This is a genomic window from Bradyrhizobium jicamae, from assembly GCF_018130215.1.
In the GTDB taxonomy this organism is placed as follows: domain Bacteria; phylum Pseudomonadota; class Alphaproteobacteria; order Rhizobiales; family Xanthobacteraceae; genus Bradyrhizobium; species Bradyrhizobium jicamae_A.
The window spans coordinates 139,547-166,331 of sequence record NZ_JAFCKQ010000011.1 but is presented as its reverse complement, the minus strand read 5'-3'; the positions used below and the strand labels follow the sequence as shown (position 1 = coordinate 166,331).

The window sequence follows — 26,785 nt, the reverse complement described above, 5'->3', positions numbered from 1 at the left end:
AAAGCCCAGTCTCGCCGGGGCGAGCACGTATAAGCCGTAACCCATCGCGCAGGGAAAGCCGGGTTGTTTCCGGTTACACCTGTGGTCCTACCCCCGTGCTTTCTACATTGCACGGGGCCCATGGGTGCGATCGGCACCCGGCTTTCCCTGCGCCCTCCGTTCAAGGAGAGGGCGAAACGAGAAGCAAAGCTCGGACAAATCATGTCGCGAGAATACGAACGCTTAGGTGACCGGCGCGCACCGCAAACTCGGTGTCGTACCGGTCCAGGCGTGTGCGGCTCACCTGCTCACGTCATCTCCGCCGGAGCCTCACTTCATCAGCGCCTCGACCTCCTTGCGGAAGGCCTGGCGCGAGCCGTCGCGGGAATAGAACATGTGGCCGCCCGGATAGACCACGAGTCTGGTGCGGTCGGAGCCCGCGAAGGCCGGCAGCTGGTCGAGCGCGATCCTGGTCGCGAGATACGGCGTTGCCAGGTCGAACAGGCCGTGGCCGATCAGCAGCTTCAATTTGGGATCGAGCGCCAGCGCCTGGCGAAGCTGCGTCACCGACTCCGCCGGATTGATGCCGTGGCCGAAATCCCAGGCCTTGTTCACGCTCTCGCTGAGCAATTGATAGGAGCCGTCCGGCCGCCAGTTCAGCTTGCGCGTGGTGAGATCGACGGCCGCACTCGTCAGCGGCGCCATCAGGGAATCGCCGGAGGGATCGTTGAAGTGGAAGTAGCTGGAATCGGGATAGGGATCGAAACCTTCGACCGACGCATCATAGCGCCCCGTCACCTTGCCGTTCTTGCGATCGAACTCGCGGCGGAATTCACCGATGTCGAAACGGCCGGCGAGCCGGCGGCTCACCGCCGGATCGATACCGGTGAGGCTCGCGACCTTGTCCGCCAGCCGCGCAGTGGCCTCGGCATCGGCCTGGCCCCTGATCAGGTCGAGCAGGAAGTCGGTGCGCGCATAATGTTCGACGTCGGCGAGATCCTCGCGCGTCACCGGCCCCTTGGCCTGCCGCGCCACCGCGGTCATGGTCGGCAGGCTCGCGACATATTGCAGGATGCTGGAACCGGCATAGTCGCGGAAGTCGAGCACCGGCGAGATCAGGACCAGGCCGCGCGGGCCGACGCCCTGCTGCATCTGCAGGTCGCGCACGACCTTGGGCCCGCGAATGCCGCCATAGCTTTCGCCGACGACGTATTTCGGCGACGGCAGCCGGTCGTACTTCTCCAGCCAGCGGCGGATCACCAGCGCGATCGAATTGGCGTCGCCATCGACCGTGAAGAAGCGCTTGCGGGCGTCCTCGGCCGTCGTGACGAAGCGGCTGTATCCGGTTCCGACGGGATCGATGAAGACGAGATCGGTGAAGTCGAGCCAGGTGTCCGTGTTCGGCGTCAGGTCGGGCGACGCCGAGGACACCGCGCCTTCGAACGGAAGCCGCCACGGCCCGACATTGCCGAATTGCAGCCAGGCCGACGACGATCCGGGGCCGCCGTTGAACAGGAAGGTCACCGGACGGTTCGCCTTCTCGGCGCCGTCGAGAGCGTAGGACGTATAGGCGATGTCGGCGAGCGGCTCGCCCTTTTCGTCGAACACCCGGATCGAGCCTGCGGTCGCGGTGAAGGCGAGCGTGCGGCCGGGCAACGCAACCGTTTGCTTGGTGGTCTGGTCCGGCGGCAGGCGATGCTGCTCGGCGGCGGATGGGGTGGCACTGGCGCCGGGGGCGGCCTCGCCGCGCCCTGCCCGCCCCTTCTGGCCGGCTTGTTGAGCGCCTTGTTGAGCCCCTTGGGGACTGCCTTGGGGACTGCCTTGGGGACTGCCCTGGGCCTGCATGCTCGGCGACGGCGACGGCTGCGGGGCCTCGTCCTCGGCCCGCGCCGCGGTCGCAAGGCACGCCACGAGCAGCGCCGCGGCGAGCCGTGTCGCAAAACTGTTAGCCATGTCGTTCACTCCCTGCGCCACTGCTGCGCATTCGAACCGCAAATTGCGATAGCTTGGCGACGCCGGCAAGACGTGGGACCATCCGGGACCATCTCGACAAGGCCGCTTCGGATGTATAGACGAGCGCGGCGTATTCCGTGCCAAACGAGTTCGTGAGCGATGTCCAGCTCCAAGCGGTATGACAAGATCTCCTTCGTCGCCAGCGCCAGCGCGGAAGCGCAGGCAGCGCTCGAGCAGCTCACCACATTGTACGGCAATCACGCGGCCGCCAACGCCGACGTCGTGGTCGCGCTCGGCGGTGACGGACTGATGCTGCAGACGCTGCACGCCAACATGCGCACGGGAAAGCCGATCTACGGCATGCACCGCGGCACCGTCGGCTTCCTGATGAACGAATATTCGACGCACGATCTGCGCACGCGCCTTGCGGCGGCGCGGGAGTCGCTGATCAATCCGCTCCTGATGCGCGCCACCGACATCAACGGCACCGTGCACCTGCATCATGCCATCAACGAGGTCGCGCTGTTCCGGCAGACCTACCAGGTGGCGAAGCTGCGTATCCTGATCGACGAGCATGAGCGGATGGCCGAGCTGATGGCCGACGGCATCCTGGTGGCGACGCCGGCCGGATCGACCGCCTACAACCTCTCCGCCCAGGGGCCGATCCTGCCGATCAACGCGGCGCTGCTGGCGCTGACGCCGATCAGCGCGTTCCGGCCGCGGCGCTGGCGCGGCGCGCTGCTGCCGAATTCAGCCTTCGTCGTGATCGAGGTGCTCGAGGAGGAAAAGCGCCCGGTGGCGGCGGTTGCCGACCATGACGAGGTCCGCGACGTCCGCCGCGTCGAGGTGCTGTCCGACAAGACCATCGCGATGCGGATGCTGTTCGACCCCGGCCACTCGCTGGAAGAGCGGATCCTGCGCGAGCAGTTCGGCCATTGATCGCTGCGGCCCCTTCCGGCAACCAAACATTAACCCCGGGCGGCATATGGTTAATTTCGGGTAATGCCGCCCCTCGCCGGTATGCCCTTTCGGGACCGGACCATGTATCGCATCGACTTCAACAAGCTGCGATTTCTGATTTGCGACGACAATCCGCACATGCGCCGCATCCTGCGCACGCTGCTGCATTCGTTCGGCGCGCGCGAGGTCTACGAGTCCGAGGACGGCGCCACCGCGCTCGAAATGTACACCCATTACGTGCCCGACATCGTCATCACCGACTGGTCGATGCCGATCTTCGACGGGCTCGAGCTGGCGCAGATGATCCGGCAGCCGGAATCCAAGGGCAATCCCTACGCGCCGATCATCATGCTGACCGGGCATTCCGAGAAGCGCCGGGTGACGGTGGCGCGCGACGCCGGCGTCACCGAGTTTCTGGCCAAGCCGATCTCGGCCAAGGGCCTCTACCAGCGCATCCTCAACGTGGTCGCCAATCCGCGCCCGTTCATCAAGACCAAGACCTATTTCGGCCCCGACCGCCGCCGCAACACCACCAACACCTATATCGGCCCCGAGCGCCGCGGCAGCGGCGAGGTGGAAGTGATGCAGCAGCCGTCGCTGCTCGAGAAGGCTCGTTCGAGCATCTAGGACATCGCCATGGCGAAAGACAAACCCGGGACGATCGAGGTCAAGAGCTTCGGCACGCATCACGTGATCACGCAGCCCAATCCGCTGCGCAGCGCGCTGCTGCGGGTGCCCGAGAGCGACCTCGACGATCCGGTCGGGCGCGCCGAGAAGGCGCTTGCCGGGCTGTCGGGCGAGTTCAAGGCGTGGATGACGGTCGAGGCCGACCGCCTCTCCGCCGCCTACGAAGCGGTCAAGCAAGGCGGCTTCAACAACGAGACGCGCGAGGAGCTGTTTCGCGCCGCCCACGACATCAAGGGCGATGCCGCGACCTTCGGCTATCCCTCGGCGGCGGCCGCGGCCGACAGCCTGTGCCGTATCATCGAGCATGCACCCGACCTCGACGCGGTGCCGACGGAACTGATCGCCCACCACATCAACGCCGTGCAGGCCATCGTGCGCGGCCGCACCAAGCTCGACAGCGCGGTCGTTGCCGGCGCGCTGAGCAAGCAATTGCGCGGCATCACCGACGAATTCCTGATCCACGCCAATCGCGAACGGCCCGAGCATCTCGAGGCCGTCATGGCGCCGAGCATCGTGCCGAACGAATAAAGCGGCCGCCGCGGTTGCGGCAGCCGCTTCCGTCTGTCGCTGGAATGCGACCTAGGCCGCGATCAGGTCGTCGTAAGGCAGCGGCATCACCGCGTCTTCCGCGGCCAGCTCTTTGCAGAACATCCGCGCATCCTCGCGCGCCGATTCGGTCGCGAAGCGGCGCAGCAGGATCAGCAGGGGTTCGGCCGCCGAACGGTCGGTCTCGCAATGGGTCAGCACCCGCTCCACCATGCGCCGGTGCAGCCGCGCTGCGCCGTCGCCGGTGTCGACATAGCCGATCTCGTGGGTAGCCTCGAGCGCGACACGGAACGCAGCGTAGGTGGTCTCGGGCAGGCCCGCGCGCCGCAGCAGCGCCTGCAGGCCGGCACCGCCGCGATCGTTGAGAAGCGCGGAGACGCGCGCGTAAGGCAGTCCGGACAGTTCGCTCAGCGCCGTGGCGAACAGGTCGAGATTGCCGGACAGCAGCGCGCGCAGGATCAGCCCGGCGGTCAGCTGCCCGGTGGCGCGCAAATGGGTGATCAGCTTCCGCATGTCCTCGCCGCCGGATCGTGCCGCGATGTTCACGGTCGAGCGCTCGCGCGCATCATTGGCGACGCGCTCCGCCCGGTCGGCGCCGAGCCAGTTCCGCGCCACGACGAACTGCGCCAGCGTGTCGGAGAGCTTCTCCACCAGCGCCATCCGCGTCGCGGACGGCAGATCTTCCAGCTGCAGCATCGATTCCCTGATGGCCGCGAGATGGCCGTGCCGCTCGACGATGCGGTCCCAGGAGAATGGCGCGAGCCCGGCATAGGGATTCTCGATCAGTTCGAGCGCGGCCGCTGCCGTTCCGACCTCGGCGATCGCGGCGGCGACGGAGGCCGGCAGGTTGATGCGGCGCGCGATCGCGCACTGCATCTCGTCGGAACCGGTCGCGACGATGTCGACGAGGTCGGCATCGATCAGAAGCGGGGAATGCTCCAGCACCGGCAGCGCGATCGAAGGCTGGTCGGCCGAGAGCGCCTGAACGATCGCAGCCGGCGCCTCCGCGCTGCGCGCGAACACCTCGGCCATTGCCTGGCGGACCAGCGGCGACGGGTCGTCGAGCAGCATCAGCAGTGCGCCCTCGGCAGCGGTGCGATCGTCCGCGCTGAGGTCCGAAATGAGCCAGGCCCGCGCCAGTGCCCGCGTCGCCTCTGCCCGCTCGCCTGCCGGAGCGGTCCTAATCCAACTAATGAACTGCCGAACGATCATGGTCCTTCCGGCTTACGCAACGAAACGGCATCGGGGCCCGATGCCACTGGAAGGAAAAATAAACCATGACGCTTAACAAAGGGTTCACCATAAACGTTTGGGAATATTGACGTATCGTTAACATGGCCCCGGCCGGCAACGCCGCTAGCCGCTGCTATAGGTGCCCGAGGGATCGCTGAACAAATCGAGCCGGCCGACCGCGCGGCCCGACGGCACCACTGCCGCATTCGTCGATGAGGAACTGCCCCATAGTTCCTGCACCGTCGGCGAGATCGGCTGCGCGCGATCGCCGACCTGGAACAGGGAGCGGAACGGCGCCTGCTGCGCCGATGCGCTGGTTTGCGAGGTCGCGGCAGCCGGCGAGACCGATCGCGCATCCGGGAACGTCGAGAGATAGGATGCGGTGTCCATGGTCAGCGCGGGTGTCGGCGTCGCGTTGGCGACGGCATAGGGAGCCATGGTGTCGCCGCCCGCCGCCGCGAACGCGGTCTGCGTGTCCTTCGAACTCGCGGCTGCCGCATAGCGCGTGGTCAGGTTTGAATAGACCTGCGAGACAGTGCGGGCGCTGCCGGACCTGTCATAGAAGATCGACTGATTGGCGGCGGCCGCCTTCGGAAACATCGCCGCAGCATTGGCGCTTGGACTGTCCTCGGCGCTCGAGATCAACCTGGCGGCGCCGCCGACGCCCATGAAGTGGGCCATGTAGAGCTCGGCGTCGGTCGGGCGACGGCCGATCTGACCGGTGAGCTTGAAGCTGTTGGACTGGGTCAGCGCAGCCGCCATCGACGACGCCGCATTCGGATCATCGCGCATCTTCATGATCGCGCTGCGCGCGGCGGGATCGCTGACCGAATAGCTGCCGTCGGAATTCTTGGTGATCGCGTCGGCATAATTGCCGTAGCCAAGCTGGCCGCCGGCCTCCTTGACGGTGCCGAGCCAGGTCTGGTCGATGAACTGATAGAGCCCGTGTGCGGACGAGGTCGTGGCGCCGGCCTGCGGGTTGAAATTGGACTCCATCTTCGCTGTCGTGAGCAGATATTCGAAGCTGGTGCCGGTGCTGGAGGCCGCCTGCTTGATCGAGTTCGCGATCTTCAGGCGTGAGGGATCGACACCTGCCGTCGCCGAGGCATTGATTGTGTCGACCGACATCTGTCCGGTGCCTTGCCGGGCGCCGGCAATCGGCACCCACGTCCGGCCACACTGCCGCATTTATGGTTAACGGTTTCTTAAGGCGCACCGCCTCAGGGCTGTGCCGCGTAGTAGCGCGCAGCCTGGTCGATCTCGTCCGACGTCATCTGGCGGGCGATGTTGCGCATCTGCTGGCTGATATCGTTGCGCCGACCGCCCGAAGCGAAGGCCTGCAACTGCGCCTTGATGTACACCTCCGACTGGCCGCCGAGCCAGGGGCTGCCGGCCTTGTTGTCGATGTCGCCATGGCACGAGCCGCAGGGCGGGATGTTTCGCATCGGCGCGCCCGTCGCGACGATGGCCGGGGCCGGCAGCGCCGTGTCGAGACTCTTCGAGGGCACCCGCGGCAGATAGGCGTAATAGGCGGCGACGTCCTTCATGTCCTGGTCGGTCATCGCGGCCGCGAACGGGCTCATCACCACGTTGACCCGGGCGCCGGCCTTGAAGTCGTTCAGCTCCTTGTAGGTCACCGCGGCGAACTGCCCGGCGAGGTTTGGCGAGTTGGCGTCGCTTACTCCCTGTGGTCCATGACAGATGGCGCAACGTTGCGCGAGCGTCGCGCCTCGCCCGATCGAGACTTGATCGGCCTGGGTCAGCATTTCCGACGTCATCTCGACATTCGATGTCTTGAAATCCGGCTTGATGGATGCACCCGGCCCGGCCGCACGTGGCACGCCGGCCGCGCTGCAGATCGCGTCCCAGATGCCGACGAGCTTCAGGTCGGGTTGCATCAAGGGCAGCCAGATCAGGCCTGCGACCGCCGACAGCACTACGATTGCTCCGGTGATGCCGACGCCAGCGCTGAACCAGGGATTGCGGAGCGAAAACAGCGATTGATCCGTCATCGGCCAACTCCGACATAGACCGCCGGTACGCTGGTCTCGTTGAGCGCGATCAGCTGCGCGATCGGGAAGCCGTAGTTCACCACCGTGAGGCCGACCATCAGCGCAAGCCACAGGCCGAACGAATTGAGCGCGGCGGGAATCCGCACCGGCATGTGCAGCGGCACAGCGAAACGATAGGCGTCCGCCTCGCCTCTCGCGCCCAATTGTCCGCGAACCAGCACCAACAGGAACAGCGCGCCTGAGATCAGCAGGATCAGGCCACCGACTGCCGACATCGCGACCGAGAAGGCCTCCGGAGAGATTGCAGGATTGGCATAATCATAGAAGGCCATCCGGCGCGGCATGCCGAGGACGCCGACATAGTGCCACGGGAACGTGGTGACAATCATGCCGATGAACCACAGCCAGAGCTGTGTGCGCATCAGCCCGAAGCTTTCCAGTGCACGGCCGGTCAGATGCGGCCACAGATCATAGGCGATCGCGAAATACATGATCACGATGGCGCCGCCGAAGATCAGGTGGAAATGGCCGGTGATCCACTGCGTATTGTGCACCGTGGTGTCGAGCTGGTAGCTCATGTTGATCAACCCGCCGGCACCGCCAAATCCGAGCATGACCAGCGAGAGCGCGGTCGCCAGCATGATCGGATTGGACCATGGTAGCGCCTTGATCCAGCCGAACGCCCCGCGCCCGCCGCGCAGACGGCTTGCGATCTCGGCGGACGCGCAGATCGTGAACACCGTGAGCAACGTCGGCAGCGCGACAAGGCCGGTGAAGACCGAGTGCATGAACTTGAAGCCGGCACCGACCTGCGGATCGGCAAACAGATGATGAACCCCGATCGGCATCGCAACGACCACGAACAGGATGAAGGAGATCCGCGCCATCGCATCGCTATAGAGCCGGCCGCCGATCGCGCGCGGGAAGATGGTGTAATAGGCGATGTATGTCGGCATGAGCCAGAAATAGACGATCGCATGCAGGGTCCAGGAGAAGAACACCCGCGCCAGCCCGGCGTCGATGCTGGACCTGAGCCCCAGCGCCACCGGCAGGATCTGGAACAGGATTTCCAGCGCAGCGCCGACTGCGGTCCATCCCCAGAGCAGCGAGCCGGCCACGTTGGCGAACATGGCGAGCGGCACCGGCTTGCCCGGATTTTCACGCTTCCAGGCCACAAAGTTGATCGACATCAGCGCGACCCATATCCATGAGCCGACCACGACCATGACGACGCCGATGTAGTAGAAGGGATTGCCGATCATCGGCGGATAGAAGGTGTAAAGCACCGAAGCCAATCCGAGCGACACCGGAACCATCGCGACAACCGCTCCGGCGGCGACCAGCAGGAAGCCGGCCCAGGCCCAGCTCCGGCCAACCAGCGGCTTCTCCAGCGAAGCCTCCGTAATCGCGTAGCCGAACCCCATAGCGATCAGGGTTGGAAAGACGTATCCCATAGCCGAGCCATGCGCCGTGACCGAACGGTAGTAGAGCTCCGGATTGATATGCCAGGCATTCAGCGGACTGCGCACGAACATCTGCCAGGCGCCGAGCACCAGCGCCACGGCAAACACGATGAAGGCGAGCCAGAAGTGCGCGAGGATCAGCCGCTTGTTAGTCAACACAGGTCAGCCTCCGCTTTGCCGCCGCCATGTTGAGGAACGCGGCCTTGTCGACCACCTTGACCTTGCCCCACATCCCCTGATGGCCGATGCCGCAGAATTCCTGGCACGGCATCACGTGCTCGCCGGACGCCTTGAAGCGCACCGGAAGCTCCGAGACATAGCCCGGCACCAGCATTGTATTGATGTTGGTGCCCTCGATCAGGAAGCCGTGCACGACGTCGGCGCTGGTGGCCCGGAAGGTGATCGGCGTCTCCGCCGGGACCACGACACATTGCGGCGTAAAGGAATACTGCTGGCCGATCGCTCGCACCGTGACGGAGCCGTCGGCTTCCACCGCGCTGCCGAGATTGCTCTCGATAAACTCGCCCGAGATATGCAGCGTCCTCGGATCGGCGGTCTCGACGCGGCCCTGCGGCATCGTCGCCTGATGGATGCCGATATACGCGGCCATGCCGACCAACAGGCCGACGATAACGATCGAAAGCGTCGCCCAGCGTCGTTCGATCCGCTGCGCGACGGCTTCGCCAAGGCTGTGTTCGGTGTCGGTCGTCATCAGCCCGCGCTCCGCGGCAGGAACACGAACAGGTAGAATGCGAACCAGAGCCCGATCACGATCGCTGTCGCGATGCCCGCGACCGCGACCGCGCCGCCGGGACCGGCGCGGACAATGGTTTCGACCGCCTGGTCTTCCGATCCGTTGGTCGGCGATTGCGGCGAGGGTGAATTGATCATCATCGCCTCCCTAGTTCAGCGTTGCCGCACGCAGTTCATTGGCCTGGCGCGCCGACACCGGCTCGCCGCGGTTGCCCCACGACGTCCTGATGAAGGTCACAACCGCCGCGACTTCGTCATCCGAGAGACGATGGGCGAACGGCGGCATGCCGTAAGGCATGGGATTGCCTGCTGTGCCCGGCGGGTAGCCGCCATTGAGCACCATGCGGATCGCGTTGACCGCGGAGACCATCTGGATCGACTGATTTCCGGCGAGCGGCGGATAGTCCGGTGGCATGCCCTGCCCGCTGGCGCCATGGCAGCTCGCGCATTCCCGGTCGTAGAGCTGCTTGCCCAACGAGAGCAGCAGGCTGCTTTCCGCTGACGGCAACGACGCCGCCGGCTTCTCGGGCGACGTGCCTTGCGCGAGGCCCTTCAGGTAGATCGCCATCGCGCGGACATCCTCGTCATTGAGATATTGCAGGCTGTTGTAGACGACTTCAGCCATCGGCCCGTAGACTGCGCCCTTGGCGGCGACGCCTTTGCGTAGGTAGTCGACAATCTCCTCGATCGTCCAATCGCCGAGCCCCGCCTCCTTGTTCGAAGTCAGCGACGGTGCGTACCAGTTCTGCATCGGGATCAAGCCGCCCTCGAAGGCCTGCGACTGCGAACTGCCGCCGAGCGCGTTGATCGCGGTGTGACACATGCCGCAATGGCCGAGGCCTTCGACCAGATACGCGCCCCTGTTCCACTCAGCCGACTTGCTTGGGTCCGGCCGGAACTCGCCTTCCTTGAAGAACAGGGTGCGCCATCCGAGGATCAGCGAGCGGTTGTTGAACGGGAAAGTGAGATCATGCGGCTGGTTGAGCTGCTTCACCGGCGGCACCGTGCGCAGGTAAGCGTAGATCGCATCGCTGTCCTCGCGCGTCACCTTGGTGTAGGAGGCAAACGGCATCGCCGGATAGACCAGTCCGCCGTCCGGGAAGCGGCCGTTATGCATCATCTGGTAGAACTGATCGGAGGTCCACATGCCGATGCCGGTCTGCGGATCGGGCGTGATGTTGGACGTGTAGAGCGTGCCGAATGGCGTCTTCATCGCCAGACCGCCCGCGAAGGTCTTGCCCTCGCGCGCGGTGTGGCAGGCGATGCAGTCCCCGGCGCGGGCCAGATACTCGCCCTTGGCGATCACGGCTGGATCGGCCGCCTTCTGCTGCGCGAGCGCAGTGACCGCCGACAGCGCCAGCGCAAGCCCGGCAAGCAGTCCCGTTGAGGTTCGCGACATCGGCACGATCCCTTCAGTGCGGTTCGCTGCCGCATTCAAGCGGCATCGCGAGGCTTCCATGCGGCGCGAAGGACGGGTCGGCCGGCGCTGGACGTGACGACAGATAGGCCGCAACCGCCTTCACATCGTCCTCGGTCAGCAGGCTCGCAACGATCTGCATGCAATCGGGCGCGATGGCGGTCCGGGTGCCGTAGCGCCATCCGCCGAGCTGGCCGCTGATATAGGCTGCACGCAGGCCGAGCAGTCCCGGAATGCCCGGCTCCATGCCGCCCAATGTAGGACCGTGGCAAGCCGAGCAGGGCGGAATGCCGTGCTGCGGGTCCCCGTTCTTCACGATCGACTCGCCACGCGCCAGAATCTCCTTGCTGTCGGTTGGAGGGGACGGCGGCGGGAACGCCGGTCGGAGCGAGGCAAAATGCTCCGCGATCTTCTTCAGGTAATCGTCGGTCTGGAAGTCCAGAAGATAATTCATCGGCGGATATTTCCGCCGCCCGTCCCTGAACGCGATCAACTGGTTGTAGAGATATCCCGCTGGCTTGCCGGCAAGGCGCGGGAAATATACGTCACTGGTGCCTTCGCCGTCGGCGCCGTGACAGGATGCGCAGGCGAGAACACGGGCAGCCATCGTATCGGGCGCCCGCTCCGTTTGCGATTGCGCCGCCCCGAACGGCAACGCAACCCAGACAAGAAACGCGAAAAGCGATACCAGACGAAGCGTCACCGATCATCCCCCAGCGCCTCGATGTGCAATTGCTTGCACGCGGTGCAGCATGGGGTACCAGACACGCATTCCGGCGCGTCTCAATTGATCCAGATCAAACGTCTATTTGCGATAGATCTGTGCCGGATCGAACAGCCGCTCGGCATCGACAAGGGACAGGCTGATCTCGCCACCCTCCCCCCGCACGGCGCGATAGAAGCACGAGCGCCGCCCGGTGTGGCAGGCCGCGCCGATCTGCTCGACGCGAATCCACACCGCGTCCTGATCACAATCGGTGCGCATCTCGACCACGCGCTGGGTCTGACCTGAGGTTTCACCTTTTCGCCACAACGCATTGCGCGAGCGGCTGAAATACCAGGCCTCGCCCGTCGCGATCGTCTTGCGAAGGGCCTCGTCGTTCATGTGCGCGACCATCAGCACGTCGCCGGACGCGGCATCGGTCGCGACGCAGGTCACAAGGCCCGACGCGTCAAATCTGGGCTGGAACGCCAGCCCCTCCTCGCGCTCGTGATCGTGGGTCGATGTGGACACGGAAAGCCTCGCTCGAGAACACGCGAGGTTACCGGTTCGGTCCTCGCACCAGGGACAGGAAGCGCTGCTGCTCCGCCGGATTGTCGCGGAACATGCCGGTGAAGCGGCTGGTGAACGTCGAAGCGCCGTGCTTGGCGACACCGCGTACCGACATGCAGGTATGCTCGGCCTCGATCAGGACGGCAACGCCGCGGGGTTTGAGGATCTCGTCGATCGCAGCCGCGACCTGCGCGGTGAGATGCTCCTGCGTCTGCAGCCGGCGGGCGAAGATGTCGGTCAGCCGCGCCAGCTTGGACAGGCCGACGACCCGCTCCACCGGAGTGTAGGCGATATGCGCCTTGCCGTAGAACGGCATCATGTGATGCTCGCACTGCGAGGTGAACTCGATGTCGCGGACGAGCACGAAGTCGTCGTAGCCGGCGGTCTCGCCGAACGTGCGGTTCAGCACCTCGGCCGGGCACTGGTGATAGCCCTGATAGAGCTCGTCATAGGCCTCGACGACGCGCCGCGGCGTGTCGAGCAGACCCTCGCGGCCGGTGTCCTCGCCGATATAGCTGAGCAGCGTCTTCACCGCCTCCTCGGCCTCGGCGCGCGACGGCCGCAGCTGGTCGGCGCGGACGGCCGCAGCCATGAACTCGGACGGGTCCAATTCGGCGGGCTTCGCGTCGGATGGCTTGCCGGGGCGAATCGATTTGATCAAGGCGTCCATGTCTTCTCCGTTCGACCGTCCCTGGCATTAGCCGCTGGGCCGGAGGTGTCACCGGGCAGACGGGGCGGATTTTCGAACCGCCGGGCGCCTGAGTCCCTTTGTCCCAACACCGCAGCGCCGAAATCGGGCCGCAGCGGCAGCATGGTCGGGCTGTATTTCCGCCAGCGCCGTTCATATATAGGACGATGAAACCCAGCCGCCAAGAGCGCCCGGCGTCGCCGGAACCAGGCCCCTGCCCTCATGCTGAACGACATTTACAACAAGCGGATCATCGAGTTGGCCGGCAATATTCCGCGTCTCGGCAGACTGGCCGAGCCGGACGCCAGTGCCACGGCCCATTCGAAACTGTGCGGTTCGACGGTGAAGGTCGACCTCAAGATGGATGGCCCCGTCGTGACCGACTTCGCCCATGACGTGAAGGCCTGCGCGCTCGGCCAGGCCTCCTCCTCGATCATGGCAAGCCACGTGGTCGGATCGACGGCCGATGAGCTGCGCACATTGCGTGAGACCGTGCGCAAGATGCTCAAGGAGAACGGCCAGCCGCCGCAGGGCGGCAAATGGGCGGACATCGCACTGCTCGAGCCGGTGCGCGACTACAAGGCACGCCATGCCTCGACCCTGCTGACCTTCGACGCGGTGGTCGATGCGATCGGGCAGATCGAGGCCAAGGCGAAGTTGCCGGCGTAAGGTCGTCTCAAGACACAGAAAATGCGGCTGCTTATTGTGCCGGTTGAACTGCCGCCGGCGTCGCCGTGCCGCCGGTTGGAGCCAGCGCCTCCGCCGTCTTGGTCGCCTTCGCGGTCTGCATTTGCGCTTCGCCCTCGATCGCGCTGCTCAGGAAGCGATCCTTCGACTTTGGCTTGGCCTCGGCGACGGGAATCTCATCCTGCCGCGGCAGCACGTCGGTAGCGGAATCGGTGGTGACGAGATTGGTCAGCCGCAATTCGGCCGACGACAATTCGTGCAGCTCTTCCCATGGCGGCACGCTGAGCGCCAGCGACAGCAGGTCGCCCGTGCCGCCCATGTCGAAGGTGTATTTGGCGAGACGGCCGATATCGCGCTCGACGATCATGAGATCCTGCGCGTTGTAACTGGCCGCCTTGGCATCATCGGCGCGATCGCCCATCCAGATCTGGTGGACGCGGACATGGGCCACCTGCGGGACATAGCGTGCCTGGCCCGACAGCAGCAGGAACACGCACATCGACTCGCAATAGGCTTCCGGCATGACGCTGGCGCGCTGGCCCTGCGCGGTCTGGCTGACAATGCTGGTGCCGACGGTCGTCAGCGCGCCGAGGCTGCGGAAGCGGCGGCCGAGCGCGATCGCGTCGTTGACCGAGCCGCCGCTGGAGTCGAGCACGATGGTGGCACCCTTGAGCTGGCGCCCGCGTGCGAAATCGTCGAACTCCTTCGGACTGTCGGCGGTGATGACGCCGACCGCGGACACCCAGCCCCTGCAGTTCGGCTGGCACGCAATCCAGCTGAACTTCATCGGCAGCTTGCGTTCTTCAAGGCTGGCGCTTGCCTGCGCCGAGTTGCCCAGCGTCGCAACGGTGCCGGGAGATGCGAAGCAAAGACCGAAGGCGCCAAGAAACGCCCAGCCGCGCAATGAAAGCGACCTCACGAGCTTCAAAGTGGTTCCTTCCCCCGAGCCTCTGATACGAGCGGCGGCAACGGCCCCATGTCGACGCGCAATGATTCTGTCATTGCAGCGTCGTCGAAACGGTAACCCTGCCGACCCGGACCGTCCATAGCACCCCTGCATATGCGCCATTGGCGCAGTGCGATAAATGCGAACTGTGGCGTAAATATCTGCAAAGATTGAGTTCCCTGGCTTGGAACCCCCGCAAGACTACGTACATTGCAGTTCGTATGCACCCGACAGACCATTCAACGTCACGCTCTCATCAATGCATGGAGTGTGCCAGCCTCACGCGCCGCTTGCCGCGCAATTTCGGCCGCGGTCTGATCTGGATCTATCGGCACACGCTGTCGCCGCTGGTCGGATACAACTGCCGCCATTTGCCGACCTGCTCGGTTTATGGCGATGAGGCGATCGAGCGCTTCGGGCTGTGGGCCGGCGGATGGATGACGCTGGCCCGGCTGCTGCGTTGCCAGCCCTGGGGCACTTCCGGGATCGACAACGTGCCGATGGTGTCGCCGCCCGGCGCGCGCTGGTACCTGCCCTGGCGCTATGGCCGCTGGCGCGGCGTCAATGCAGGTTAAACCTCGCTGCGCCGCGCGCGAGCATTGCCGACTCGCGGAACTGTGGCCGACCTGCCGCATTGTTTCATTGTCCCCCTCTGGGGAGGAAACAACAATGCGCTGGAAAATCAGCCACAACGGTCATGATCCCCGGCAGATCGATCTGCTCGCCATTCTGGGCCTGCTCGTCGTGATCGTTGCCGCCTACGGTTACTTCGAATATCGCCCCAGCAAGCCCAACACCACGGCATTCATCGTGCCGAGCCAGACCGTGAGGTGGTGAGGTACTGAGCGCGGTCCGTTAGCGCCAGAACCAGTAATAGCCGGGCGGTGGCGGCGGCAGAGGTGGCGGACGGGGCCTGCGTGGCCGCGGTTTTGGCGGCATCGCGGGTGCGGTCTCCGGCTCTGCGGCCGGCGTTGTCGCCTCTGCGGTGCCCGTTCCGTCGTCGGGCAACCGTACCGAAAGCAGCAGGTTGGTTTCCCGGGTACGCCAGCGATAGCCGATGCCGAAATCGATCGGCTGCGCGCGGCGGAACAATTCGGCATAGGACTGCTGATAGCGACCCGGGAATTTGTCGATCGGACCGAGATAGTGGCCGAACGGGAAGAACCGCCACTTCTTCGCTCCGTAGTCGCCCAGCGGAATTCCTGAATCGTCCTGGATGATGGTCGCGCTCCTGGCGAGGATGAAGTTGCGCACCGTCGAGAAATTTCCGGCGTGCAGGAGATAGGAGGCGCTCTTGATAAGGCTGTTGCCGGGGGCGAGCGTCGCGCAGAACTTCAGGAAGCCGCTCGACTTGACGCCGGAATTGGAGAGATCGGTCGAGAAGTAATACAGCGTCTTCTCGACCCCGTCGGAGCCCGCGAAGGTGATCCTGGTGCCATGCACCGCGTTGCGCGCGGCTCCATCGGCACCGACGGCGAGCGTGCCGCTCCCGTCGATCGTGACCGGCTTGACGTCGCGGACCGTCATGCCCGAGCGCGCGAGGAAGACATAGAGGATCGGCAAGGTGCCGCTGACCTCACCGGCGTGCAGGTCGACCTTCATCTGCTTGGTGATGAAGAACGAGAAGCTCAGGATCGACCCGAGCGAGCGCTCGACGCTGTAGAGCGCGTTGTTGACGGCGCCGCGCGGCAGCCTGCTGAGATCGGGCACGGCGCCCGGCGGCTCCAGCGCGCTCAGCACGTAGGTCGTGGCCTTGGGGTAGAACGCGTTGGCGTAGAGGAAATCCGGACCCGAGAACATGTAGAACATGGTCGGCTTGGGCGCGGCGAGATTGGTGTCGGACCAGGCGCGGATCCTCGACAATTGCCGCTGCTCGAGCTGCGCGAAAGCGCCGTCGAAGAATCTGGCGTGACGTTGCCAGCTCGGATCCTTGGTCAATGGCAGCAAGGGCGAATCCGCCGACGGCTGCATGCCGGCGAGAAAGCGCGCGGTGTCGTTGACCGTCACCTCTGCGGCGCGCACCGGCATGATGGCCGCGACCAGCAGCGCCGCCGCCAGCGTCAACGTCGTGACCGACAATGATATTCTCATTTGCTACCCGGGCGTTTCGGTCGCGGGATGATCGGGCCGCTTGCGGAAGATCGCATAGATCAAAAGGCCTGATATCATGATCAAAGTGCCAAGCGCCGACTGCAGCGGGCGTTGCGTCAAAAGATAGTACATCATGAAACCGGTCACGAGCAGGAAAACCGCGGGGGTGACCGGGTATCCCCAGGCGCGATAGGGCCTCGGCAGCTCGGGATGCGTGATGCGCAGCTTGATCACTCCCGCGACCGTGAAGAACGAGCAGAACAGCAGGGCGAACTGGATGAAGTCGAGCACCGCTTCGAAACTGCGCGTGAACAGCAGCAGGCTCGCGACCGTAAGCTGGAACAGGATGGCGTAGGCCGGCGCGCCGCTGGTCGAGCGGCGCGCGAACAGCTGCAGCGCCGGGATGTCCTCCCCCATCGTCATCATCACGCGCGGTCCGATCCACATCATTGCGCTGATCGAGGAGATCAGCCCGACGCAGATCATCGCGCCGACGACGCGGCCGCCGACCTCGCCGAAGATATAGCTGCCGGAGATGCGGGCGACATCGAGCTGGCCGGCAAGCTTGTCGATCGGCGCCGAGTGCAGGAACACCGCGTTGAGCGCGAGGTAGAGCACCAGCACGATCAGCGTGCCCGACAGCATCGCCCGCGGCAGGTTGCGCTCGGGCAAGCGCATCTCGCCGATGATGTAGGTCGCGGCGTTCCAGCCGGAGAACGAGTACATCACGAACACCAGGCTGATCGCGAATGGCGCACTGAGCACCTGCCCCAGGGCGGCCGATGACGGCGCAAACGACACCGGCTGCGGGGTTGCGATCGCAAACCCCGCCACCAGGAAAGCCACGATCAGCACCACCTTCAGGATGGTCGCAAGCAGCTGGAACGTCGAGGAGTGCCTGACGCCCGTGAGCTGCACGATCGACACCAGCCACACCACGCCGACGGCGAGCGCAAGCGGCGGTGCGTCAGGCAGGATCGCGCGGCCGTATTCGCCGAACGCCATCGCCGCGAGCGCAACCGGCGCGGCGAAGCCGACAGTGGCCGACACCCACCCGGCCAGAAAGCCGAAGGCCGGATGATAAGCCCGGCCGAGGAAATTGTATTCGCCGCTCGAGCGCGGAAACATGGCGCCGAGTTCGCCATAGGAGAACACGCCGCACAATGCGACGATCCCGCCAACGGCCCAAAGCAGGAGGATCGAGAAGCCCGACGGGATGTCCTTGACCTGGAAGCCGAGGCTCGTGAACACGCCGACGCCGACCATGTCGGCCACGACGATTGCAGTTGCCGTCAGGACCGAAACAGTCGAGCCGGTGCCGGGAAGCGGGCCGCGCAATGCCGCGCTTCCCATGGGTGATGCCGCCATCTCGACCGTACCTTCAAAACCGCCGTACGCCTGAGCGCCGCCATGGTGCAGGCTGATTGCGCCCAATTCAAGCAGCCTTAACAATGGTTTAAACAGGGATCTAAGGGAGTATCATAATACCAAATTCATGCCCTGGCCACTACTGACGTTTCGAAAACGGATTGCCCTCCCACAATCAAGACACGATTGGGTGGTCTGCTGATGCCCTCCGGATGTGGGGAAACGCTCCGGACACTTAACGACACCTAAATACTGCCAAGCTCAAATAAGTCGTTTGCCGGCGAGTTCGAGGCAACGGGTGGGGATGGTCGGGGGAAAACCGAAACTGGCCAGTCATGAACGTGTGAGCAGGGTGATGGCACCCTGCTCGCACGTTCACGCGCGGGCCCAGTCCCGCTGGATCACAGCCGCCTGCATCCTGCTCGCCATCCCACTGGCCCAATGCGGCAAGGCGCCGAACGCCGACATGCTGGCGGCCAACACTCAGCCGGCGGGCGACACGTTCGAGGATCGCTTCCCGGCGCCGCAATTCAAGGACCGCTTCCCGACCGAGAAGGAAAGCCTCGTCCCGTACCAGCGCACAGCGGCCGCCGCCCCGGCACCGCAGAAACCCGCGCCCTCGCCGGTCCGCGTGGCGTCGATCTCACCAACCCTGACGCTCCCGCAACCGACCGAGCGCGAGGAGCTGACCACGCTGGTCAGCTTGAAATCATCCGCCTTCCCCTATTTCGGCAACAACCCGCGCACCGACGCGCCCTTCCTCAACGTCGGCAGCGGCGACCACCGCGGCCACCGCAGCTATGGCGGCCGCGTCTACTGGCAGAACGAAACCTACAATGACAGCCGCGTGCTGATGCACGTCCCCGAATCGTTCGACATCAACAAGCCGGGCGTGATCGTGGTGTTCTTCCACGGCAACGGCGCGACGCTGGAGCGCGACGTGCGCGACCGTCAGCTGGTGCCGCAGCAGATCACCGATTCCGGGGTCAACGCCGTGCTGCTGGCGCCGCAAATGGCTGTCGATGCGGCCGACTCCAGCGCCGGCAAGTTCTGGCAGCCGGGCGGCTTGAAGCGCTTCCTCGACGAATCCGCAGGCCACCTCGCCCGTCTCTATGGCGACCCGAAATCCGCGCAGGCCTTCGCCAGCATGCCGGTGGTGCTCGTCGGCTACAGCGGCGGCTTCCTGCCGACCGCATGGAGCCTCGATGTCGGCGGCGCCACCAGCCGGGTTCGCGGCGTCCTGCTGCTCGATGCCGTCTACGGCGAGCTCGACAAGTTCGCATCCTGGATCGAGAACAACCGCAGCGGTTTCTTCGTCAGCTCCTACACCCATTACACCAGGCCGCATGACCGCGAGCTGATGTCGATGCTCCGCAACAAGGGGATCGCCGTCAGCGAAAGCATGGATGGGCCGCTGCGTCCGGGCAGCGTCGTATTCGTGCAGACGCGCGACGGCATCACCCATCGCAGCTACGTGACCCAGGCCTGGACCGAATTTCCCATCAAGGAAGTGCTGACCAAGATGGCGGCGACGCCGGCGCTGCGCCTGGCGAGTGTTCCGGCGCAAGCGAGCCGCTAAGCGGCGCATTGCCCCGAAGATTCCCGGATCCCGTAAAAAATTGTGATGTTGATGGTCGCGTGATTGTTGCCGCGCAGCGTTGTTGGCGCAACGTATGCCCTCTAGGGTGCACACATTAGGACTGGACTCTTATTGGGGATGGGGCATTGCAGGAAGGTCTTTACAAGCTCGAATTTCACACCGTTCACGGCACCGGGACCGGCGTGGTTTACGCGATCAACGGCAAGCTGCGCGGCGGCAACTCGGCGTTTGCGTTCGTCGGCAACTATTCCGACCGGGGCGACGGGCTTCACGCGAAGGTCTCGACCCAGCGGCATAATCCGGACCCGGCCTTCCGGCCGCTGTTCGGCACCGACATGATCACGCTGATGCTGAAGGGCAGCGAGAGCGGCAACATGGTCGACTTCGAGGGCGAGGCCCTGCAGCTGCCGGGCGTGCACTTCAAGGCGGTGCTGACGCGGATCGCCGACTGATCTATTCGGCCGCTGCCGCGTGCATGGTCCGGCGCGGCTGCGTCGCGATCACCAGCGCAAGCGCCAGCGCGATGAAGGCGGCCGCGACATAGCCCGCGCCGTGCAGCCATTCGCGCGCGAACAACAGGCCACCGATCGCCGAGCCGACCGCCTGGCCGATATAGAGCACCGAGGTGTTGAGCGAGACGGTGGCCGATGCCAGTGCCGGCGCCGCGCCGACCAGGCGCACCTGCTGCATCGAATTGGTCGAGGCGAAGCCGAGGCCCCACACCGCGACCGAGCCGGCCATCAGCGCATAGGCGCCGGCGCTCAATGCCCAACCGGCGACGCCCGTGAGCATCAGCCCGGCGAACAGCACCGAGGTCTTCCAGGCGCCCCAGGAATCGACGATGCGGGTCGCGACCGCGATACCGATGAAACCGAAGATGCCGTAGAGCGCGAACACGAGGCTGATCGCATCGGGGCTTGCCCCGGTGAGCCTCGTCAGCAACGGCCCCATGAAGGTGAACACCACGAACTGCCCGGACATCTGCAGCGTCGTGATCAACAGCAACAGCAGGATCATCGGATTGCGGCCGACATCGAGCCAGGTCTTGAGGTCGACCGGCGCACCGAGCAGTCCGCCCGGCAGCCGCCACCACAGCAGCACGAAGCTGACGAAGCCGGTCAATGCGATCGCACCATAGACCGTGCGGAAACCGTAGCGGCTCGCGATGAAGGTGATCAGCGGCAGCCCGATCGCGGCGGCGAGCGACCAGCCCAGGAAGACGTAGGCAATGGTGCTGCCGCGCTTTTCCGCAGGCACGATCAGCGCCGCAGTGCCCGCTGCCTGCGGCGTATAGAGCACACCGACCGCGAGCATCACGAGACGGATGACCAACAGGCTGTCGTAATCGGGCGCGAAGGCGGATGCCGCATTGGTCAGCGCCAGCACCAGCAGCGTCGCGGTCAGCAGCACGCGCCGCTCGATCCGGCTGGTCAGCCACGCCGTCACCGGCGAACCGGCGCACAGCACGATCGCGCCGAAGGTGATCAGGAGACCTGCAGTGCCGATCGTGACGCCGAGACTCTGGGACAGTTCCGCCAGCATCCCGGCCGGCGCCAGCACCGAACAGCCGGTCACGACATTTCCAAGCATCAATGCGGTCGGAGCGAAGCGTTTCACGGCGGCGTTCTAGCAGAAATTCCGAGATCAATGCAACTGCATCTAAATGCATGGCCGTCGTTCGATTTGCGCTCCTTGCGGCGGTCGGATGTTGTGGTCGCGCCGGCAAGACAACGTCGACGACAGCGATCGGCTTCGGTGCCGGTTTCCCAATATTGCCCGCTTGTTCTGCTCGAATCCCCTGCTATACCGCTGCTTCCGCTTACCTGCGCTCGTTCGCAGGAGTGAGCCACAGGAGACGTCAATGAACGACACGCCCAAATCCGAATCCGGATTCCACTACAGCCTTTCCAACCTCAAGCCCGCCGAACCCCTGCAAAAGATCGCGATCACCTTTCCCGACGGGGCCAAGCGCGAATTCCCCAAAGGCACCACCGGTCTGGACATCGCCAAGGGCATCTCGCCCTCGCTCGCCAAGCGCACGGTGGCGATGGCGCTGGACGGCTCGCTCACCGATCTCAACGATCCGATCGAGGCCGATGCGAAGATCGATTTCGTCGCCCGCGACGACGCGCGCGCGCTGGAGCTGATCCGGCATGACGCCGCCCACGTGCTGGCCGAGGCCGTGCAGTCGCTCTGGCCGGGCACCCAGGTGACCATCGGTCCCGTGATCGAGAACGGCTTCTACTACGACTTCTTCCGCAACGAGCCGTTCACCCCGGAGGATTTCGCCGCGATCGAGAAGCGGATGCGCGAGATCATCGCGCGCGACAAGCCCTTCACGAAAGAGGTCTGGGACCGCGAAAAGACCAAGCAGGTGTTCCGCGACAAGGGCGAAGCCTTCAAGGTCGAACTGGTCGACGCCATCCCCGGCAACGAGCCGATCAAGATCTATTTCCAGGGCGACTGGTTCGACCTGTGCCGCGGTCCGCACATGACCTCGACCGGCAAGATCGGCAACGCCTTCAGGCTGATGAAGGTGGCGGGCGCCTATTGGCGCGGCGACAGCAACAACCCGATGCTGACGCGCATCTACGGCACGGCCTTCGCAAAGCAGGAGGATCTCGACGCCTATCTGAAGCAGATCGAGGAAGCCGAGAAGCGCGACCACCGCAAGCTCGGCCGCGAACTCGACCTGTTCCACTTCCAGGAGGAAGGCCCGGGCGTGGTGTTCTGGCACCCCAAGGGCTGGACCATCTTCCAACAGCTGATCGCCTATATGCGGCGGCGGCTGACCGGCGACTACAGCGAGGTCAACGCCCCGCAGATCCTCGACAAGGTCTTGTGGGAGACCTCCGGCCACTGGGACTGGTATCGCGAGAACATGTTCGCCGCGCAATCCGCCGGCGACGAGGCGGAGGACAAGCGCTGGTTCGCGCTGAAGCCGATGAACTGTCCCGGGCACGTGCAGATCTTCAAGCACGGTTTGAAGAGCTATCGCGATCTTCCGTTGCGGCTCGCCGAGTTCGGCGTCGTGCACCGCTACGAGCCGTCGGGCGCGATGCACGGCCTGATGCGCGTGCGCGGCTTCACCCAGGACGATGCCCACGTGTTCTGCACGGAGCAGCAGCTCGCCGACGAGTGCCTGAAGATCAACGACCTGATCCTGTCGACCTATGCCGATTTCGGCTTCGACGGCGAGCTCACGGTCAAGCTCTCGACCCGTCCCGAGAAGCGCGTCGGCACCGACGAGATGTGGGATCACGCCGAGCGCGTGATGGCGACCGTGCTGTCGGAGATCAAGGCCAACGGCAGCAATCGCATCAAGACCGAGATCAATCCGGGCGAAGGCGCGTTCTACGGGCCGAAGTTCGAATATGTGCTGCGCGACGCCATCGGCCGCGACTGGCAGTGCGGCACGACCCAGGTCGACTTCAACCTGCCGGAGCGGTTCGGCGCGTTCTACATCGATCATGACGGATCGAAGAAGGCGCCTGTCATGGTGCATCGCGCGATCTGCGGCTCGATGGAGCGATTCATCGGCATCCTGATCGAGCACTATGCCGGAAACTTCCCGCTCTGGCTCGCGCCCACACAGCTTGTCGTCACGACCATCACGTCCGAAGGCGATGAATACGCCAAGGTGGTGGCGGCAGCGGCGCGGCGTGCCGGATTGCGCGTCGAGATCGACCTGCGCAACGAGAAGATCAACTACAAGGTCCGCGAGCATTCGCTGGCCAAGATCCCGGCGCTGCTCGTGGTCGGCAAGAAGGAGGCGGAGACGCATTCCGTCTCGGTCCGCCGGCTCGGCAGCGAGCGCCAGACCGTGATGCCGACCGACGAGGCGATCGCCGCGCTGGTCGAAGAAGCCACCCCGCCGGACGTGAAGCGGGCGCGATCGGCGGCCTGATCTTCACAATCGGTCTAAACTGGCTTTCGCAGGCTCGGCCGTGCCCCTATCTCCGGGGCATGGCTCCACCTCAAGGATATATCTGTGCCCGATGCCATTGAACTGCTGAAGACCCGACGCTCGGTCAAACCGCGCGAGATGACCGGCCCTGGCCCCTCGCCGGCCGAGCTCGAGACCATCCTGACCGTCGGCGCGCGCGTGCCCGACCACGGCAAGCTGGCGCCTTGGCGCTTCATCGTTTTCGAGGGCGACGCCCGCGCTCGCGCCGGCGATGTGATCGCGCAGGTGTTTGCCCGAAAGAATCCCGGCGCGACGGCAGCCGACATCGAGATCGAGAAGAAGCGCCTGACTGATGCGCCGCTGGTGATCGGCGTGGTCTCCTTCACCAAACCGCATCCGAAGGTGCCGCCGTGGGAGCAGGAATTGTCCGCGGGCGCCAGCGCGATGAACATCGTCACCGCGGCGACCGCGCTCGGCTACGGCGCGTGCTGGCTGACCGGCTGGTTCGTGTTCGATCGCGACGTGCTCGACGGTTTCGGACTGAAGAGCGACGAGAAGCTCGCGGGGCTGATCCATATCGGCAAGCCGACCAGACCGAGCGAGGACCGCCCACGCCCGGCGCTGTCGGATATCGTAACGCGGTTTTGAGGCTTCTTCTTCGAAGCACCATGGTTGCCCGGGTCGGCCGAGTATGACGCGTAGTGCAGCTACGCCGCCTTCGATGCACGCTCCGCAAAACCCGTCAGCAATGCCGCAATCTCGCCTGCCGGCTTGGCGGCGCTGAACAGGAAGCCCTGCACCTCGTTGCAGCCCTCGGCGCGCAGCCAGTCGAGCTGATCGACGGTTTCGACACCCTCCGCCGTCGTCGTGATATTGAGGCTGCGGCCGAGGCCCGAGATCGCGCGCACGATCGCGAGGCAATCGGATCGCCGCGCCAGGTCCTTCACGAATGAGCGGTCGATCTTGATCTTGTCGAACGGGAAGCTGCGCAGATAGCTCAGGCTCGAATAACCGGTGCCGAAATCATCCATCGAGATGCTGACACCGAGCTCGCGCAGCTGATGCAGGATCGCGAGGTCGGCCTCGGTCTCGGCCAGGAACACCGACTCGGTGATCTCGAGCTCGAGCCGGCGCGGCGAGAGGCCGGAATGCGCCAGCGCCGAGATCACGGCCTGGACCAGGTTGCGGCTACGGAACTGGACCGGCGACAGGTTGACCGCGACCTTGACATCGCCCGGCCATTTCGTCGCTTCCGAGCAGGCCTCGCGCAGCACCCATTCGCCGAGCGCGACGATCAGGCCGATGTCCTCGGCAACCGGGATGAACTCGGCAGGCGAGACCATGCCCTTTTGCGGATGCCGCCAGCGCAGCAGCGATTCGAAGCCAGAGGTGCGATCCGCGGCAATATCGACCAGCGGCTGGTAATGCAGCTCGAACTCGCCATTGGTGAAGGCCGCGCGCAGGTCCCGCTCCATGTCGCGGCGCTTCTGCGCCTGCTGGTCCATCGCGGGCTCGAAGAAATGATGCACGCCGCCGCCCTCGGACTTGGCGCGGTACAGCGCCATGTCGGCGTTGCGCATCAATTCTTCCGATGTCGTGCCGTCGCTCGGCGACAGCGCGATGCCGATGCTGGCACCGACCACGACTTCGAGACCGTCGATATCGTAGGGCGCGCTCAGCACCTCGATCAGCCGCCCGGCGAAGGCGCTTGCCTCGTTCGGCGAGACATCGGCGGCAAGCACGACCGCGAACTCGTCACCGCCGAGGCGGGCCGCCAGATTGTCGCCGCTGACCACCGATCGCAGCCGCTCCGCCACCCGCTTGAGCAGCCGGTCGCCCATCGGGTGACCGAAGGAATCGTTGACGTTCTTGAACAGGTCGAGGTCGATGCCCATCACCGCGACGCGCGTGTTGCCCCGCCGGCCGCGCTCGAGCGCCTCGGTCAGGCGCTGCTGGTGGAAGTCGCGGTTCGGCAGATTGGTGAGCCCGTCATGGTGCGCCATGTGGGCGATCCGCGCCTCGGCGGCGCGGCGCTCGGTGATGTCGACCACCGCCACCAAGTAGCCCTCGCGGCCGTCGAACACCACGCGGCGGCCGAAGGTCAGAACGTGAATCTCGCTGCCGTCGGCCTTGATGTGGCGCCAGTCGCGGCTTGATTGATAGACGTCGCCGACCTCGCGCAACGCCTCGCTATGGATGGCCCATTCATCCTTCGGCCAGATCTCGCGCAGCGTCATGTCGAGGAATTTGTCGCGGGAGTATCCATAGTGCTGCACGGCGGCGTCGTTGACGCTGAGGAATTCCATCGTCTCGGCATCGAACACCCACATCGGCATCGGGTTGTTCTCGAACAGCAGGCGGAACGAGAGCTCGCGCTGCTTCAGCGCCGTGACGTCGGAGAGCGTCAGTGACAGCATGTCGCCGAACGCAGTGACCCCGAGCCGAAGGCAGCGATCGCCGCTGTCGATCTCGAACTGTCCGCCGACGCCGCGTCCGACGAAGGCGCGCAGCCGGCCGATGACGTCCGTCGAGGACAACGGGTTGCCGCCGACGCTGAGCCGGCGCCAGAGCAGGCCGGTCGCGGGCTCCATCAACAGCTTCGCGGCGCCCTGATTGAGGTGGACGATCTGGAAGTCGGAGGGCTGGCCGCGGGCGTCGCGAATGGCGGCCAGCGACACCACGCCCTCATCGGTAGCCGAGAAGATCGTGTCCAGCAGATTGTACTGCGCGTTGCGCTCGTTGACGTAGACGCCGACCAGCGTGCCGCCCCAGCGCGAACAGGTCGGCAGCGCGAGCACGTCGTAGGTCCGCACCAGGCCGTCGCGCACGCAATGCGCCGACGCGCGATAGGGACGGCAGTTCTCGAGCGCGCTCGCGGTGGCTTCGCCGAGCGCGGTGGCGCAATCCGGCGGCAGCGCATTCAGGGGACTGTCCCAGCGCTCGTCGTTCAGCCATGCCTGGATGTAGCGGCCGGTGTGGGAAACGCGCAGCGTGCCGGTTTCCTCGCGCATCAGCGCGATATGATCCGCCAACCGTCCGAGGCTGCCCAGCATCACGTCTTCGTAACGCGGCAGCTTTTCGCCGGGTCGCAACGCAGCCTGCCATTTGCGCTGCAGGACGGGCACGTCGGCGAACATCTTGGTGCTGAACTTGGCCGCCGCCCTTCCCGATTTTGTCTCTGATTTCGTTTTGGCCACGACCATGGCGCGCCCCACTCAACGC

Annotated in this window: 26 protein-coding genes; 10 read left to right on the top strand and 16 right to left on the bottom strand. The window is 65.1% G+C overall.

The genetic code is table 11. The features are described from left to right. Positions 1-309: 309 nt before the first annotated feature. A complete protein-coding gene (locus JQ586_RS15615) occupies positions 310-1,932 on the bottom strand; it encodes a S10 family peptidase (protein WP_212395465.1) in 1,623 nt (540 codons plus the stop codon). 159 nt (positions 1,933-2,091) lie between these two features. Between JQ586_RS15615 and JQ586_RS15610 the strand changes: the two genes are divergently transcribed. The 3 genes from JQ586_RS15610 to JQ586_RS15600 all read left to right on the top strand — a co-directional run bounded on the left by JQ586_RS15610 (position 2,092) and on the right by JQ586_RS15600 (position 4,107). Beyond that, a complete protein-coding gene (locus JQ586_RS15610) occupies positions 2,092-2,871 on the top strand; it encodes an NAD kinase (protein WP_212395464.1) in 780 nt (259 codons plus the stop codon). A 102-nt stretch (positions 2,872-2,973) separates the two neighbouring features. After that, the gene (locus JQ586_RS15605) at positions 2,974-3,519 is read left to right on the top strand and encodes a response regulator (protein WP_212395463.1); all 546 of its coding nucleotides are present in this window, start codon (positions 2,974-2,976) and stop codon (positions 3,517-3,519) included. Between the two features lie 9 nt (positions 3,520-3,528). Beyond that, positions 3,529-4,107 (top strand): Hpt domain-containing protein, encoded by a 579-nt coding sequence (locus JQ586_RS15600; RefSeq protein WP_212395462.1) that lies wholly within the window; start codon positions 3,529-3,531, stop codon positions 4,105-4,107. Between the two features lie 51 nt (positions 4,108-4,158). Here JQ586_RS15600 and JQ586_RS15595 read toward each other — a convergent pair whose 3' ends face one another. The 10 genes from JQ586_RS15595 to folE all read right to left on the bottom strand — a co-directional run bounded on the left by JQ586_RS15595 (position 4,159) and on the right by folE (position 12,946). Then, positions 4,159-5,337: a DUF2336 domain-containing protein gene (locus JQ586_RS15595; RefSeq protein WP_212395461.1), complete on the bottom strand. Its 1,179-nt coding sequence runs from the start codon at positions 5,335-5,337 to the stop codon at positions 4,159-4,161. Between the two features lie 144 nt (positions 5,338-5,481). Then, on the bottom strand, positions 5,482-6,486 hold the full coding sequence (locus JQ586_RS15590; protein ID WP_212395460.1) for a transglycosylase SLT domain-containing protein: 1,005 nt from the start codon (positions 6,484-6,486) through the stop codon (positions 5,482-5,484). Between the two features lie 92 nt (positions 6,487-6,578). After that, on the bottom strand, positions 6,579-7,370 hold the full coding sequence (locus JQ586_RS15585; protein ID WP_212395459.1) for a c-type cytochrome: 792 nt from the start codon (positions 7,368-7,370) through the stop codon (positions 6,579-6,581). Then, positions 7,367-8,992 carry a b(o/a)3-type cytochrome-c oxidase subunit 1 gene (locus JQ586_RS15580; RefSeq protein WP_212395458.1) on the bottom strand — a complete coding sequence of 542 codons (1,626 nt, stop codon included), beginning with the start codon at positions 8,990-8,992 and terminating at the stop codon, positions 7,367-7,369. The genes JQ586_RS15585 and JQ586_RS15580 overlap by 4 nt, the downstream gene beginning before the upstream one ends. Further along, positions 8,982-9,545 carry a cytochrome C oxidase subunit II gene (locus JQ586_RS15575; RefSeq protein WP_212395457.1) on the bottom strand — a complete coding sequence of 188 codons (564 nt, stop codon included), beginning with the start codon at positions 9,543-9,545 and terminating at the stop codon, positions 8,982-8,984. Before JQ586_RS15575 ends, JQ586_RS15580 begins: the two co-directional genes overlap by 11 nt. Continuing rightward, complete coding sequence (locus JQ586_RS15570) at positions 9,545-9,724, bottom strand: hypothetical protein (RefSeq protein ID WP_212395456.1); 180 nt, start codon at positions 9,722-9,724, stop codon at positions 9,545-9,547. The genes JQ586_RS15575 and JQ586_RS15570 overlap by 1 nt, the downstream gene beginning before the upstream one ends. Before the next feature lie 10 nt (positions 9,725-9,734). Continuing rightward, positions 9,735-10,985, bottom strand: a complete 1,251-nt coding sequence (locus tag JQ586_RS15565) for a cytochrome c (RefSeq protein ID WP_212395455.1) — start codon at positions 10,983-10,985, stop codon at positions 9,735-9,737. Positions 10,986-10,998: 13 nt separating this feature from the next. After that, positions 10,999-11,610 carry a c-type cytochrome gene (locus JQ586_RS15560; protein WP_212395454.1) on the bottom strand — a complete coding sequence of 204 codons (612 nt, stop codon included), beginning with the start codon at positions 11,608-11,610 and terminating at the stop codon, positions 10,999-11,001. Positions 11,611-11,808: 198 nt separating this feature from the next. Beyond that, a complete protein-coding gene (gene hisI / locus JQ586_RS15555) occupies positions 11,809-12,237 on the bottom strand; it encodes a phosphoribosyl-AMP cyclohydrolase (protein ID WP_212395453.1) in 429 nt (142 codons plus the stop codon). Between the two features lie 28 nt (positions 12,238-12,265). Further along, positions 12,266-12,946 (bottom strand): GTP cyclohydrolase I FolE, encoded by a 681-nt coding sequence (folE, locus tag JQ586_RS15550; RefSeq protein WP_212395452.1) that lies wholly within the window; start codon positions 12,944-12,946, stop codon positions 12,266-12,268. A 240-nt stretch (positions 12,947-13,186) separates the two neighbouring features. Between folE and JQ586_RS15545 the strand changes: the two genes are divergently transcribed. After that, positions 13,187-13,633 carry an iron-sulfur cluster assembly scaffold protein gene (locus tag JQ586_RS15545; RefSeq protein WP_212395451.1) on the top strand — a complete coding sequence of 149 codons (447 nt, stop codon included), beginning with the start codon at positions 13,187-13,189 and terminating at the stop codon, positions 13,631-13,633. A 31-nt stretch (positions 13,634-13,664) separates the two neighbouring features. Here JQ586_RS15545 and JQ586_RS15540 read toward each other — a convergent pair whose 3' ends face one another. Then, positions 13,665-14,579 (bottom strand): hypothetical protein, encoded by a 915-nt coding sequence (locus tag JQ586_RS15540; protein WP_212395450.1) that lies wholly within the window; start codon positions 14,577-14,579, stop codon positions 13,665-13,667. A gap of 281 nt (positions 14,580-14,860) precedes the next feature. Between JQ586_RS15540 and yidD the strand changes: the two genes are divergently transcribed. Both yidD and JQ586_RS15530 read left to right on the top strand, forming a co-directional pair. Then, complete coding sequence (gene yidD / locus JQ586_RS15535) at positions 14,861-15,172, top strand: membrane protein insertion efficiency factor YidD (protein WP_212395449.1); 312 nt, start codon at positions 14,861-14,863, stop codon at positions 15,170-15,172. A gap of 94 nt (positions 15,173-15,266) precedes the next feature. Beyond that, entirely contained in the window at positions 15,267-15,434 is a 168-nt protein-coding gene (locus tag JQ586_RS15530; protein WP_212395448.1) for a hypothetical protein, read from the top strand. An 18-nt stretch (positions 15,435-15,452) separates the two neighbouring features. On the opposite strand, the gene JQ586_RS15525 is transcribed toward JQ586_RS15530, so the two are convergent. Both JQ586_RS15525 and JQ586_RS15520 read right to left on the bottom strand, forming a co-directional pair. Continuing rightward, entirely contained in the window at positions 15,453-16,688 is a 1,236-nt protein-coding gene (locus tag JQ586_RS15525) for a hypothetical protein (protein WP_212395447.1), read from the bottom strand. 3 nt (positions 16,689-16,691) lie between these two features. Beyond that, positions 16,692-18,056: an APC family permease gene (locus tag JQ586_RS15520; RefSeq protein WP_212395480.1), complete on the bottom strand. Its 1,365-nt coding sequence runs from the start codon at positions 18,054-18,056 to the stop codon at positions 16,692-16,694. A 355-nt stretch (positions 18,057-18,411) separates the two neighbouring features. On the opposite strand from JQ586_RS15520, the gene JQ586_RS15515 reads away from it, so the two are divergent. Next, positions 18,412-19,635, top strand: coding sequence for an alpha/beta hydrolase (locus tag JQ586_RS15515; RefSeq protein WP_212395446.1), 1,224 nt, complete (start codon positions 18,412-18,414; stop codon positions 19,633-19,635). A gap of 146 nt (positions 19,636-19,781) precedes the next feature. Then, entirely contained in the window at positions 19,782-20,108 is a 327-nt protein-coding gene (locus JQ586_RS15510; RefSeq protein WP_212395445.1) for a GrlR family regulatory protein, read from the top strand. 1 nt (position 20,109) lies between these two features. On the opposite strand, the gene JQ586_RS15505 is transcribed toward JQ586_RS15510, so the two are convergent. Continuing rightward, positions 20,110-21,246: an MFS transporter gene (locus JQ586_RS15505; protein ID WP_212395479.1), complete on the bottom strand. Its 1,137-nt coding sequence runs from the start codon at positions 21,244-21,246 to the stop codon at positions 20,110-20,112. Between the two features lie 271 nt (positions 21,247-21,517). On the opposite strand from JQ586_RS15505, the gene thrS reads away from it, so the two are divergent. Both thrS and JQ586_RS15495 read left to right on the top strand, forming a co-directional pair. Further along, complete coding sequence (thrS, locus tag JQ586_RS15500) at positions 21,518-23,563, top strand: threonine--tRNA ligase (RefSeq protein WP_212395444.1); 2,046 nt, start codon at positions 21,518-21,520, stop codon at positions 23,561-23,563. Between the two features lie 84 nt (positions 23,564-23,647). Continuing rightward, on the top strand, positions 23,648-24,211 hold the full coding sequence (locus tag JQ586_RS15495) for a nitroreductase (protein WP_212395443.1): 564 nt from the start codon (positions 23,648-23,650) through the stop codon (positions 24,209-24,211). 59 nt (positions 24,212-24,270) lie between these two features. Here JQ586_RS15495 and JQ586_RS15490 read toward each other — a convergent pair whose 3' ends face one another. After that, a complete protein-coding gene (locus tag JQ586_RS15490) occupies positions 24,271-26,766 on the bottom strand; it encodes a bifunctional diguanylate cyclase/phosphodiesterase (RefSeq protein ID WP_212395442.1) in 2,496 nt (831 codons plus the stop codon). Between the last annotated feature and the right edge of the window lie 19 nt (positions 26,767-26,785).